At 30.0% G+C, this 14,084-nt stretch carries 10 protein-coding genes; all 10 read left to right on the top strand.

Features of this window, described 5'->3' with window-relative positions; all coding sequences use genetic code 11:
- Nucleotides 1-97 precede the first annotated feature (97 nt).
- Entirely contained in the window at nucleotides 98-1,789 is a 1,692-nt protein-coding gene (locus tag CLOBL_RS24465) for a GspE/PulE family protein (protein ID WP_077861397.1), read from the top strand.
- Between the two features lie 16 nt (nucleotides 1,790-1,805).
- On the top strand, nucleotides 1,806-3,011 hold the full coding sequence (locus tag CLOBL_RS24460; protein WP_077861396.1) for a type II secretion system F family protein: 1,206 nt from the start codon (nucleotides 1,806-1,808) through the stop codon (nucleotides 3,009-3,011).
- A gap of 69 nt (nucleotides 3,012-3,080) precedes the next feature.
- Nucleotides 3,081-3,512 (top strand): prepilin-type N-terminal cleavage/methylation domain-containing protein, encoded by a 432-nt coding sequence (locus CLOBL_RS24455; protein ID WP_077861395.1) that lies wholly within the window; start codon nucleotides 3,081-3,083, stop codon nucleotides 3,510-3,512.
- Nucleotides 3,513-3,623: 111 nt separating this feature from the next.
- Nucleotides 3,624-4,808: a type IV pilus assembly protein PilM gene (gene pilM / locus CLOBL_RS24450; RefSeq protein ID WP_077861394.1), complete on the top strand. Its 1,185-nt coding sequence runs from the start codon at nucleotides 3,624-3,626 to the stop codon at nucleotides 4,806-4,808.
- Nucleotides 4,809-4,823: 15 nt separating this feature from the next.
- Nucleotides 4,824-5,381: a PilN domain-containing protein gene (locus CLOBL_RS24445; protein ID WP_077861393.1), complete on the top strand. Its 558-nt coding sequence runs from the start codon at nucleotides 4,824-4,826 to the stop codon at nucleotides 5,379-5,381.
- Between the two features lies 1 nt (nucleotide 5,382).
- Entirely contained in the window at nucleotides 5,383-6,741 is a 1,359-nt protein-coding gene (locus tag CLOBL_RS24440; RefSeq protein ID WP_077861392.1) for a pilus assembly protein PilO, read from the top strand.
- Nucleotides 6,742-6,750: 9 nt separating this feature from the next.
- Nucleotides 6,751-7,734, top strand: a complete 984-nt coding sequence (locus CLOBL_RS24435) for a prepilin-type N-terminal cleavage/methylation domain-containing protein (protein WP_077861391.1) — start codon at nucleotides 6,751-6,753, stop codon at nucleotides 7,732-7,734.
- 43 nt (nucleotides 7,735-7,777) lie between these two features.
- On the top strand, nucleotides 7,778-10,246 hold the full coding sequence (locus CLOBL_RS24430; protein ID WP_077861390.1) for a hypothetical protein: 2,469 nt from the start codon (nucleotides 7,778-7,780) through the stop codon (nucleotides 10,244-10,246).
- A 17-nt stretch (nucleotides 10,247-10,263) separates the two neighbouring features.
- Nucleotides 10,264-10,824, top strand: coding sequence for a type II secretion system protein (locus CLOBL_RS24425; RefSeq protein WP_077861389.1), 561 nt, complete (start codon nucleotides 10,264-10,266; stop codon nucleotides 10,822-10,824).
- 14 nt (nucleotides 10,825-10,838) lie between these two features.
- On the top strand, nucleotides 10,839-14,084 hold a 3,246-nt coding region (locus CLOBL_RS24420), incomplete at its 3' end, for a carboxypeptidase regulatory-like domain-containing protein (protein ID WP_179117829.1).

Here is a 14,084-nt window from a genome sequence, read left to right as displayed (position 1 = left end):
TGATGAAAAATATTCAAGGCAACCTTGGAACTGTTATTTATTTTCATGTGCCTTAAGAAAAAAATTTTGTAAATAAAAAAGAAAGGTACGACCCAAAATGGCAACTGAAAAAAGAAGATTGGGAAATATTCTGGTAAATGCAGGCAAAATTACGGGATATCAACTACAAGAAGCGTTAAAATCTCAGAAAGCCTTAGGTAAGAAGCTTGGAGAAATACTAGTAGAAAGTAAGATAATCACAGAAGAAGACATAATAGAAGCAATAGAGCAGCAAACAGGAATAAAAAAAGTAGATTTGAATTTGATAAATTTTGATAGAAAAGCAATAACGTTGATACCACAAAATTTATGTAATAAGTATATATTGATCCCATTTGGATTTGATAATAACAAGATTAAAGTAGCACTTGAAGATCCACTAAATATTTTTGCGATAGATGATGTGGCAATATCTACAGGATTTGAAATAGAATCATTTATAGCTAAAAAAGCTGATATTAAAAAATTTATAGGTATATACTATAGCAGTCAACAAGTTAATAATGCAGCCATGCAACTTTCTAAAGAAAGCACTAAAACAAGTAAAAGCATTAAAGCAGTAGAGGAAATGAGTGAAGTTAATAGTGCACCAGTTGTAAAAATGGTTGATTACCTTTTTAAGAATTCAATAGAGATGAAAACATCTGATATTCATATAGAACCATTTGAGCATGAAATAAGAATAAGATATAGAATAGATGGAAAGCTCCAAACGGTAAATACTTTAGGAATAGAAAGTTTGGGTCCGCTAGTTACAAGAATAAAGATACTTGCAGGACTTAATATAGCAGAAAAAAGAATACCGCAAGATGGAAGAATAATGGTTAATGTTGATGGTATGGAAATAGACCTTAGAGTTTCGATACTTCCCGTAGTTAATGGTGAAAAGATTGTTATAAGAATTCTAAATACAGGAGGATCTGTATTAGACAAAAAGCAGCTGGGACTGAGTGATGATAATATAAATAAATTAAATAGAATAGTATCAAATCCTCATGGAATAATTTTAGTTACAGGGCCAACAGGAAGTGGAAAATCTACAACTCTATATTCTATATTAAATGAATTGAACTCTAGCAGTGTAAATATAATCACAGTAGAAGATCCGGTTGAATATACAATGAATGGAATAAATCAAGTAAGTGTAAATGAAAAAGCAGGATTAACATTTGCAAGTGGACTTAGAAGTATACTAAGACAAGACCCAGATATAATCATGATAGGAGAAATTAGAGATGAAGAAACCGCAGAAATAGCAACCAGAGCAGCAATTACAGGTCATTTAGTTTTAAGTACTCTTCATACTAATGATGCACCATCATCCATAGCAAGACTTGTAGATATGGGAGTTAAACCATATTTAGTTTCTACTTCTGTTGTTGGGGTAATGGCTCAAAGATTAGTTAGAAAAATATGCAATAACTGCAAAGAAGAATATGAAGCTAGTAAATATGAAAAAGAAATTTTAGAACAAGATGTAAATGATCCACTAATTTTGTATAGGGGCAAAGGTTGTGGTTATTGCAATAAAACTGGATATTTAGGAAGAATTGGAATTTATGAAATTATGGAAATGACAAGAAAACATAGAGAAGCCATAAATTCGGGTGCAAATTCAGATATCATAAGAGATATTTCAATAGAAAATGGAATGAAAACTTTGGAAAGCGAATGTAAAAGTTTGGTATTACAAGGGATGACAACTGTTGAAGAACTTTCAACAATAGCAACTTTATCAATTGACATTTGAAAAGAGGTGGGGGACATTGGGAAAATTTAAATATAGAGTTATGAACTCAGATGGGGAAAAAGTAGAAGGAACTTATGAGGCAAATTCTAAAAATGAGGTTATAGACTTTATTTCAGGTAATGGATATTATCCATTAATGGTAGAGGAAATAACAGAAAGTGCTAGTATAAAAATAAAGTTTAATAAGAAAGTGAAAATTAAGGATATATCAATATTTTGTAGGCAATTTTACACTATGCTAAATGCAGGAGTACCAATTTTGGCATGCTTAGAGATATTATCAGATCAAGTAGAAAATCAAAAATTAAAGGAAACAATAAAAGCAGTAAATGAAGACGTTGAAAAAGGTGAAGTATTATCAGATTCCATGAGAAAACATCTAGATGTATTTCCAGAATTATTAATTTCTTTAGTAGCATCAGGAGAAGCAAGTGGTAACTTAGATGCAATAATGTTTAGAATGTCAACTCATTATGAAAAAGAAAATAAAATTAACAATAAAGTAAAAAGTGCAATGATTTATCCAATAATATTAAGTTTCGTAGCAGTTATAGCAGTTGTATTTATATTAACTTATGTAATGCCAACATTTACTCAAATATTTGAAGATACTGGTACAAGCTTGCCTTGGAGTACTAAACTTTTACTTGGAGCAAGTAGTGGCATAAAAAACAACCTTATCTTTATCATAATATTTGTAATGTTAATTACATTCGGACTTAATATATTTTTTAAGAGTGATAATGGAATATTGTTTGCAAGCAATTTAAAATTAAAATTGCCTGTGTTAAAAAAACTTAATCAAATGATTATAGTATCAAGATTTACCAGAACATTGTCTACGTTGATAGCAAGTGGATTGCCACTTATAGATTCAATAGAAATTGTTTCAAATGTTGTAGGAAATAAAGTTGCTGAAGCTGCATTACTCAAGATAAAAGATAATGTAATGAGAGGGGAAAGCTTATATTCATCAATGAAAGAAAGTGAAGTTTTTCCGTCAATGTTATATTCAATGGTAAAAATAGGAGAAGAGACGGGTTCGCTAGATGATATATTAAATAAAACAGCAGATTTTTATGATGAAGAATTAGAATCAATTATTCAATCTTCAGTAGCAATGATCGAACCAATTTTAATAATTGTCATGGGGATTGTACTTGGATTTATGATTATATCAATAATGTTACCAATGTTTGATAGTTACACTAAAATTCAATAAAAATTGTTGATAATGCATAATGTGAGATCCAGAGTGCATTAAAATATATGAAATTTAGGAGGGTTAAAAATGAATTCATTACTAAACAAAAGGAAAAATGAATTACAAACAAATAAAAAGAAAGGATTTACGTTAGTAGAACTTATTATAGTTATTGCGATTATTGCAATATTAGTAGCATTAGCTATTCCTAAGTTTGGAGCCGTTATAGAAAATTCTAATCAAAAGGCAGATCAAGCAACTGCCAAAAATATTGCTACAATAGTAGCTCAAAAAATTGCTGATGGAAGTAATAATAATATTTCTAGTGGTACTGTTACTGATGGCACTGGTGATACATTATCGGTGTATGATCAATTAGATGGAACTAAAACACCAAAAGCTAAAGCAGCTAAAGGAGCATCTTCATTTACCTATAATATTGATTCTTCGGGAAATATAACTGTAGATTATACTGGTATTGGTGAAGTATATCCATCATATAATCCTGCAACAACATAAAATCTAATTCTAATTCACCAAAACTGCGTGTAAGACTAAATGTCTTATACGCAAGACATAATAAAATCTATCCAATAATAATTTATAAATTTAAATCTGCTGGAGGGTTATATGAATATTAATAATGAAAAAGATGAGGTAAAAGAAAAGAAAAAAACGTTAAATATTAAAGAGTTATTAAATATGGATTTAAAAGACTTAAATTTGTCAAAAGATTTGTTTAAGATAAATAAAAGTAACAAAAGAAAAAGAATTGAAAAAAAGAAAAAAATTATAGCCTTTGATATAGGAAGTTTTAATACAAAAATAGTAGTTGGAATGTATTATAAAGGTGATTTGACTATAGATAAATATATTGTGATACCAACTCCAAAAGATGCAATCGTAGATGGAGAAATTAAAAAAGAAGAAGAACTAGTAATTAGATTAAGGGAAGCCTTAAATGAAAATGGAATAAAAGCAAAAGATGCAATTTGTACTACTAATTCTACTTTAATTATAAACAGGGAAATTATAATTCCAAAAGTACAAGAAGAGGAAATGAATACAGTTGTAAGATATGAAATTCAACAATATCTACCTATAAATTTAGATGATTATGTATTACAAGTTACTATATTAAATGAAGAAGAAATAGGTGGAGTAGAAAAGCTTAATGTACGTGTTATAGCATACCCAGAAAAAATAGCTAGGGAATATTATAACTTTTTGACAAAGCTAGATTTAAAACCTTATGTTTTAGATGTTAATTATAATGCAGTAAATAAATTTATTAATATAACAGAAATAAATAATAAATGTGAATATAATTCAAGAGATTCAGTTGCTTTTATTGATATGGGAGCAAGTTCTATCGATGTTAATATATATAAAAATGGACAGTTAGATTTTACTAGAATAATAAAGGCAGGAGGAAATGATGTTGACGAATTTCTTCGTGATACTAATAAGTTGGTATTTGAAGAAATAGACAGAGTTAAAGTAGAAAATATAGATTTATTAAGTGAAGATGACTTTGTAAGTATACAGATTAAATCTATTGTAGATGAATGGATAGATAAAATAGAAAAGATAATTCAATTTTATAAAAATAAAAACCTTGAAAATAAAGTGGACAGGATATTTATTTTTGGTGGATCGTCAAAGTTAAATGGCTTTGAAAAATATATCTCAGATAAAATAGGAGTAAAAACGAAGAGGATACAAGGAATTTTTAGAATGACCTTTAAGTCTGATGATGATAATAAACCTATTGATGATTTTATCAATGTCATTGGATCAGTCATAAGACTTTAATAGGGGGAAGTAGTTATGAAGGATTTAAACTTTTTTGAACCATATTTAGGGAAAAAGAAAGAAAAAGTTAATTTAAAGAAATATGTATATGGAGCAGTGATAATAGTTGCACTTTCAATAATTATAAGTTTTAGTATTAACACAACTAGAATAATATTATTAAATAAAAGTATAAGCAATTATAATGATGAATTATCAAAGCCAGAAATTCAAACTCAATTAAAGGAAGCTGATGAGATTAATAAACAAATAGATGTTTTGAATAAATATGATAAGGCCGTAAATGATGTTGCAGTCTCTGTTAAAGCTAGAGACAATGTTTCTGAAGAATTGCTAAAAGATATAAGTTCAACTTTACCAAGTGAAGTTTTATTTGAAAATTTGGATATAGCTGAAAACACTATAGCTATAAAAGGTACAACAACTAATAGGAAAGCTGTTTCAGAATTGGAACATAATTTAAGAGAACTACCAATAATGGAAGATGTTTATGTAAACTCAATTGAGCCTAAAACTTCAGTAGAGGAAGAGTATTCCTTTGATATAAAATGTGTGTTAAAGGATGTTGAATAATATGAAGATAAGTAACAAAGAAAAAATAATGTTAAGCATATTAGGAATTATATTAGTAGGTTTTGTATACTATCAGTTCGTTTACTTATATCAAGTAAGTCAACTTCAAGAAAAGATTAAGTTAGAAAGTGACGTTAAACAAAAATATGAAACAGCAAAGAATACAATAAATTCAATGGATGATAAAAAATCTAATGTTAAAATATTAAATAATAAAATAAATCAAGAAATAGCACCTTTTTATCCAGCAATAAGCGAAGAAAAAATAATAATTCAAATAGATGAATTATTAAAAGAGAGTGGATTAGATGGAGGAGCGACTTTCCAGCCTATAGTTTCAAATAGCGTAGAGGGTTCAAAAAAAGAAGTGAAATCTCTACCTGACAGTTCATTGCAAGGTATAGTCGATCAATATAACAATGTATTTAATGGTACTGAAAAAATGCAGCAGAGTAATGATAAGATTGTAAAAAATTCAGCAAACAATGCATCTGGTAATAAGGATGCTAGTAAGGTTAATAGTGCAGGCAATACAAATAGTACCAATACAACAAATAATCAAAACAATAACACAAGTAAAACAGATGCAAAAGATGCTCAGAAAAATACGGTTCAATACCTTAAATGTGAAGTTCAATTTCAGGGAACCTATGAGGAGGTAGATGATTTTTTATATAAAATTGGTCAAAATGATAATAAGATTGTAATAAATGCTATAGACTTAAGTTCAGATAGTTCAAAGGGAATGAAAGGAAAAGTTGATCTTGAATTTTATTCAGTTCCAAAGATTAATGATGAAATAAAGGATTATTTGAAATGGGATATAAATAACACCTATGGAAAGAGTGTACCATTTGGTGCAGGAACATCAGACACAGCTTTAGCAACAAGTACGAAATCTGATAAAACAGTATCAGAGGTACAAAAAAATGCAGAACAAAGTGATTTTATAGCTTCGGTTAAATCTATAGATTCTGATTTGCCAACAATAATGATTGGTAAGGCAAATGATGAGATGAGAACAACTTATGCTTATGCAGACAGCAACTCAACTGAACAAGTAGAACTGGTGCTATCGCAAGATGGAGATAAGTATTATTATAAATACAAGACCTCAAAAGGGTCATTTCCAGCTAATTATGATGGTTTAGGAGAGGAGTTTGCACCAGCATCTAAAGATATAGTTTTAGATATTTTAAGTAGAACTAGGGTGGATGAAAATGATAATTCGGCTATAAAGCTTAATATAGTTAATAATACAGATAAGGTATTAGATGTAAATATAACTGGAGATGATTATAATAATCCACGTGTTACAGTTCAAGGAGATTTGAATAATATAAGTGTTAATAACAAGTAGGTGAGGATTATGAAGGATAATTCGAAAAAAAAAGTGGGCTTTACACTTATAGAAGTAGTAATATCCCTAGCAATATTATCAATAATTTCAATTGGTGTATATGATGGACTAATGATTATTATGAAACAGACTAAGGCTGGACAAGCAAAGCAGGCAGCAGCTTTAGAGGGAAAAAAGCTAATTGAAACAATGAAAGCTAATAGTTTTTCAATTCCTAATGAATCAAGTAATGGTGAATTAATTATAGGAAATGATATTAAACTGCAAAAAAAAGACGATGCTGATAATACTTTTATAAGATATTTAGATGAAAGTTATAGTAATAAATCTGCAAACAAGTACTCAGAAACAGTAACAATAACACCTGCACAAGCATGGGAGACACAGCAAACGTCTGAAGATGTTGAATTGGATACTAATGGGACATTGAATTCAGAGAGTAATAAACTTTATATAAGTAAGATAAACTCACAAGTTGATTCGCAAGATTATGTAGGATATTGGAATTATGACAAGGATAATAAATTTGTACCAACTACCACTAATTCAAAACCAATACCAAGCGATAGTAAATCTTTAATAGAAATGTCTGTTTATTTTACAACAGATAATTTGGGTAACCAAAACATCGCAATTAAAGATTATACTGGACAGGATATATTTCCTACACCAATAATTAACACTGGCAAAGATTTAGTTATAAATTTTAGCAATTATATAAATGATGATGGCTCTATACCAACTAATGAAGAGATACAACTAGACATCTATAATAAAACTACATCAGATGTTCCTAAAATTTATATTGAAAAGCCAGAAAGCTTGAATGTTGATGTGGAAGCACGTAAAGGTCAGATAAATATATATGATAATCGATCTGGAAATCCTGAAGAGGATAGTGTTGGAACTTTATATGATATTGAACTTCAAATAAATGATATCAATAATAATAATAATTTATTTACAGGATACTATAAGAAAAATATAAATTAAGCACTGTGGCTGGAGCCTAACATAATAGACAGGGGGTGAGGTTGTGAAAAGAAAAAAGCGGGGAGCTGCTTTAATTGTAGTAATAGTTGTTTTTATGTTTGTGTTTACTGTGTCAATGGCTATGTTATCGATGGTGGCAAGTAATTATAAGGCTAGAGTTACAGAAAGCAAGAGGATTGAAAATTTATATGCTTCAGATTCAGGCTTGGATGTTGCATATAATGTAATAGGAAAAACATTTGATGCTGCAACTAAATATGCAAATTTAAAAGTACAAAAACTAGAAGCTTTAAATTACAATAGTTTTGATGATGGGACAAGCATATATGGTCAGGACTACATAGATATACAAAATGATATTAAGTATTTTGAAGATGATATTAAAGATTTAGAAAACATCAGTAATGATTTAGATAATTGGAATAAAAATAATCCAGATAAACAAAAGACACAAAGTGATATAGAAAATAATATAGCAAAAGATGAAGCTTTAATAAAAGAAGATAAAAATCTGCAGGAAGTTCTTTGTAATGAAGAATTTAAAAGAGCGTTTAAGAATTTTATAAAAGAAGATTCATCTCAGTTAGGAAATCATGAAAATGCACCAGCATCAGATCAACTTAAAACTTCAATAGACAATCACGAATATGTCAGTGAAGTTAGTTTGGATAATGCAGGAAAGATCAATATTGATGACGAACGTATACAGTTCGGATTTGCAAATAAAAATGATGCCCCACCAACTCTTACTGCAGAAGTTAGTAATGTTTCTGAAAGCGAAAATCAAACAGAAGGAATAAGCTTACAAAACGGTAATCAACTATCCTTCACAGTTTATGGACAGCAATATTATGATATAACTGTGACATCAGATTTTTCTACAGGAGAAGTTAATGGAAATTCAAATGCTCCAAGACAACTTCAAGCAACATATAGAATGTTAGTTCCTAATTACAAAGACATATATTTTCAAAATTCTAATGGAAACTTAAATCAATACCTGGCAACTCAAGATAGAGCATTAACGATTTTTGGAAATATGAATGTAAATAATGTAAGTGGATTAAATGTTAATGGGGATATATTTGTTCAAGGTAGTGATGATAATAGTTCAAGTGATAGAGTATATGGAAAGTATTTTGGAGGAATATCATTAAATAATAGTGGTGGTGTTACTTTTGAAAAGAATGTTATTACTAGAGGAACTTTTAATATTCAAAATACTACAACTCCTGCAAGTGTTACAACAGATATTGGTGGAAATTTATATGCTAGAAATGTATATGTAGGAAAAATACAAGGTAATAATAGTGACTTGGCTAGTGGGAAGACTGAATTAACTATAAGTAATCAAGTAATCATAAACAATGATTTAGCGTTAAATGCTGACAACGCAAAGATAAATATAGGTGATTTATATGGAATTAATGATGAGAATGTTAACTCTAAAGCAGAATCATCTAGTAGTGTCATAGTTAATGGGAATAATAATTCCAGCATCAATATTACTGGCTCAGCATATCTTATGGGAACAGCGCATATAGCTACAGCAGGAGACTATCAGACGGCAGAGTCAGGTGCGATTAAAGGAAATTATATAGCTTATACTATTCCTTTAACAGATACGGAAAAGTTTAAATATGATGATCCACTACAATTGTTAGATGGAGATCAAGCGGCAAAAGAACAGCATTTTATAGGTTATTGGAATGGAAAAAATCCTGATACTGGAGGGATTGTTTGGCCTCATAATATAGATGGGAGTATTAATCAGGATAAAATATGGTCTAGTGGTGTTATAGTTTATCAAGATAATAAAAAAATAGACAGTGCTCCACAGGTAATTCCATCACATTATGATGCTGATTTGGAGAATGTTGGACACGCAATATATAACGAGAGAGTAGCATTTGCAACTTATGCATATAAATTTGGGCAAAATACGGATATAAATGATTATAGTAATACAGTAAAAACTCCTAGTATTTCATTAATTGATACAAGTAAGATTCCTACGGATTATGAATTAAAGAATCAGCAAAACAAAGGCGAATATGCAATATTTAATGGAGATAATACTAAGGAAATAAGAATCACTAAATCTGCGGATGGTGAAGACAGAATAAATAGCTCTGATCCTAATATTATAAATATACAGGTTGGCAATAATGGAAAATTAAAGGCTGTAATAGCAACAGCAGGAAATGTTTCTATTGAATCTGATGATATTACTATTAATGGATGCATTATTACTGCAGAAAGTTATTTAAATAATAAGATTATAGGAGGAGATTTAAATATTGATGCAAATAATGTAAAAATAAATTATGATCCAGAGGTCATAGAGATGGTAGAAGCACAGAATACTGATACGTTTAATGCTGTATTTGGAGGAAGTATAGTAGCGGATACAGATAATAATTCTAATAATACATCAGATACTGGAGATGGGACAGTTAACTATAACTTAAAAAACTTTTTAGAGGATAAATTATGGAAGATTAATAAATAAGGAGGATAGATTTAGCGATGAAAAAGAAAAAGCCTGGTTTTACACTTATAGAAATTATAATTGTACTAGCATTAATAGTAACAGTACTAGAAATTGCAAGTTCTATGTTTATTACAGGAAATAAGGTTTTTTCTGATTCAGATATTAAATCAACTCTTCAAATAGAAGGACAGGCTATTCAGGAAAAAATAAGTGATATTGGAATGCAGGCCACTACGGTACAAGCTGTGACGTTAGATAATAGTGTTACGGATGCTAATGAAATTAATGATATAATAATTAATTCATATGATAGGGATGGAACATTAAGACCTTTTACAATTGTTAAAGAGGATTCAGGTAAATATTATAAAAACGGAGATAAAATAGATAAAATATATAATCTTAAAATAGATGATAAATTAATTTCAAGTAATGTAGAGAGTGTGACATTAGATAGTGATGCAATTAGTGCTGCTAATGCAAATACACTAAAAAATATAAATTCGATTGAATTTACCATTTCATTAGAGAAAGAGAAAGGTTACAGTAATATACAACAGACAATTGATTTTAGAGTTGCTTTTAGAAATAAATAAGGAGGGAAAATGCAGTGAAAAAAATAATAAATTTTAATAAAAAGTTTGTAAGTTTCTTTTTAGCTTCAATAATGATTTATTCCATGGCATTTAAAGGTGCTACAGCATCAGCAAGCTCTTTATCAATGACACTGGCAACATATAATTCTTCTTGGGCAAAAGAAGCAACAATATCTGTTTATGTTTCTGGATCAACTTCAATAAAAGTTACTAATCCTAACGGAACAGTTTCTAAAGGAGATTGGTATGTTGGCTCCAATTATACAGTAAGTGCAAATGGAACATATAAATTTACTGCTACCGATTCAAGTGGGGCAAATACATCTAAAAGCATAACTATAAGTAATATAGATACAACACCACCAAACTTGATTTTAGCACAAAGTAAAGCAAATGGATCAACGACAATAACCGCAACAGCAAGTGATAATGGCTCTGGTGTAGCAACTATTACCAAGCCAGATGGGTCAGTAGTATGGGGTGCAAAAGCAAGTTACTCAATAAATGGTAATTCTAATGGAGTATATACATTTTCATCAGCTGATAAATTAGGGAATACAACTACTCAAAGTATAACAGTAAATAATACATCCAGTACGACAGATGTAAATAATGGAGATTGGAGTGCTGAAAGTGTTACAATGCAAAACACAAATGAAGCTCAATTGATGGTTAGAGTTGGTGATATAGATAACTTTGGGTTTGGATGGTCATCGGTTGATCCATTCTCAGGTGTAGAAACAGCAGTCCATTCTTTTCCTTTCACTCCGGGAAATAGTGATCCTCAAGGTACAGACAGAATAATGACAGTAACAGGATATAATACTAAATATACCACAGTAGGAACAAATACTGATGGATATACGAGATCAAATACTTCATATGCTAAAATAGTTAATCCTATAGTTATGAATTATAATTCATATTTGTCAGGAGTAAGTGTACAAAATGCTACAATTCAGATGTTTTTAGACGATTTTCAACCTGGAAAGGCGCACGGGGTTACACAAGGAACAGTTCAGTATACAGCTACAATGAATGGAGTAGAGATTCCTGAATTATCAAATTTGATAAATAATTTAGATGAATCAGGTCCAATAGGAAAATTAGTAACTTTTCAAATTCCACAGCGATATTTGGATTTGATTAGAACAGGAAGTATCTCCATAAAGTTTGATGATACTAATGATTGTACTGGTGATGGCTATGCCATAGATTTTGTTAAATTGTTAATTAATAAGACAGATGCTACGAATAATACTGCTACTGTAACGGGTAATGTTAAGGATAAAAGTAATAATAACAATATACAAGGTGCTACAGTATCAGCAGGAGGTGTTGTAACAACAACTACTGATGCAAATGGAAACTATACCCTTAATAATGTACCAGCAGGCCAAGCTATTGTTACAGCATCAAAAAGTGGATATGATACAGCAACGGTAACTATACCAACAGTAATTGCGGGAGGTGGATATACAGCTAATTTTACATTGACGCAATCGCCTCCTCCAACTACACCAATTATAAGTGCAACTCCAACTACGCTTACAAATGATAAGGTTACAGCAACTATAAATTATTCAGCTGATTCTTCAATACAGCAGTATAGAGTTGATATAGGAGGAGTGACAGGTGAATGGAAAATTTATAATGGTTCATTTGATGTTACGCAAAACTGTGTCATTGAAGCACAGGGAATAAATCAGTATGGTAATGAGTCACAAATAGCAAGTTATACAGTTAATAATATAGATACAACACCACCAACTTTAACATTAAGTGAAAGTCCTACAATCTCAACCAATGGAACAGCTACAATAACAGCAGCGGCAACTGATAATGTAGCAGTAGCTAATATAGCAAAACCAGATAGTACAGTAGTTACAGGAAATTCAACAACATATACAGTAAGTGCTAATGGAACCTATTCGTTTACAGCAACTGATACAGCAGGAAATATTACTACACAAAGTATAAATATAAACAATATTGTAACTACGGGTACAAATGATACGTCGCTTCCTAATATACAAGCATCGTTGGAATCAGTTACTCCAAATCCGGCAAAATCATCAAATGATATAAATATAAAATATGCTATTAATACAGTCCCATTTTCTTTATCAGATGAAAATATCGATGAGGCTGAAGTTTTAGTAGACATGTCTCAAGCAATGAATAGCAATCAAAGATTTTCAGAAGTTCAAAATGGCTTTGTAAATCAGATTATAAATGACAGTAATTTATCTAATATAAAGTTAGGATTAGTAGGCTATAATGATTCTGTGTATGTAGGAATGAGAAGTGATTATAGCGATCCTAAGAGTTGTGTTATGCAACAGACTAACGAAAATTTAAGTGATATAAATAAAAGTAACTTTTTGCCTTTGTATAACTTAAACGATGCTAATACAAAGGATGGATATAGGCAGTTTTATCAAAATGGATATATTTATAATAAAATTTCAACTAATGACCAGAGACAATTTGGAAGTGCATTAAAAGCAGCAGATAATGTATTGACGAATTATGGAACTAACGGTGCTAGAAAAGCAATTATTATAATAAGCTCAGGAAATTTAACATATTCTGATGATCAAATAGAAAGTATAATAGGCAAAGGATATAAAATAATTGTTTTAGATATAAGTAATTCAAGTAATACAAATATAAAAGACACCTATACAAGATTATGTGGAAATCAATTTGGTATTAATGGTAACTATTATACAGGAACATTTAATGATGGAGCTAATTATAACTCTGTAGATGCCGATATGAAAAATGTTGATGCAAGCTTAAAGGGAGTAACAGGAGTTACTACATTAAGTATCAATGATGCTAAATTAAATATTGATTTAGGAGAAAATTTTAAAGCAGTAGCTGGCGGAGGATTAGAAGGAACTGGGAAGGTATGTACAGTAACTATTCCTCAAATAAATTTCACATATAATAGTACAACAGGTTTATGGGAACAATCTGGATCTGTTGAAGTGAATTTTAAAGTTAAGTCGGAAAGTGGAAAATATGGACAATTAGGCTTTGGTTCATATACCAATGTAGATAATACAACAAGAACTAATAACAGCACCATATCTTATACGAATTTTTATGATATACCTATAAGTAAAGTAATAGACACACCAACTGTAAATATAACTGAGGATGTAAAAGTAGTTCCACCGCCACCAGTTATAACCTTACCAACAGATGGAACAAGTACAAGTAACAATAAGCCAACAATAAGTGGAACTGGT

It is taken from the genome of Clostridium sp. BL-8, from assembly GCF_002006495.1.
In the GTDB taxonomy this organism is placed as follows: domain Bacteria; phylum Bacillota; class Clostridia; order Clostridiales; family Clostridiaceae; genus Clostridium.
The sequence above is the reverse complement of the archived record's forward strand: the minus strand, read 5'-3'. Positions and strand labels throughout refer to the sequence as shown.

Excerpts from the sequence above, each read along its gene's own strand:
- CLOBL_RS24465 (WP_077861397.1), top strand. The coding sequence starts at position 98 with ATGGCAACTGAAAAAAGAAGATTGGGAAATATTCTGGTAAATGCAGGC.
- CLOBL_RS24455 (WP_077861395.1), top strand. The coding sequence starts at position 3,081 with ATGAATTCATTACTAAACAAAAGGAAAAATGAATTACAAACAAATAAA.
- pilM (WP_077861394.1), top strand. The coding sequence starts at position 3,624 with ATGAATATTAATAATGAAAAAGATGAGGTAAAAGAAAAGAAAAAAACG.
- CLOBL_RS24445 (WP_077861393.1), top strand. The coding sequence starts at position 4,824 with ATGAAGGATTTAAACTTTTTTGAACCATATTTAGGGAAAAAGAAAGAA.
- CLOBL_RS24440 (WP_077861392.1), top strand. The coding sequence starts at position 5,383 with ATGAAGATAAGTAACAAAGAAAAAATAATGTTAAGCATATTAGGAATT.
- CLOBL_RS24435 (WP_077861391.1), top strand. The coding sequence starts at position 6,751 with ATGAAGGATAATTCGAAAAAAAAAGTGGGCTTTACACTTATAGAAGTA.
- CLOBL_RS24425 (WP_077861389.1), top strand. The coding sequence starts at position 10,264 with ATGAAAAAGAAAAAGCCTGGTTTTACACTTATAGAAATTATAATTGTA.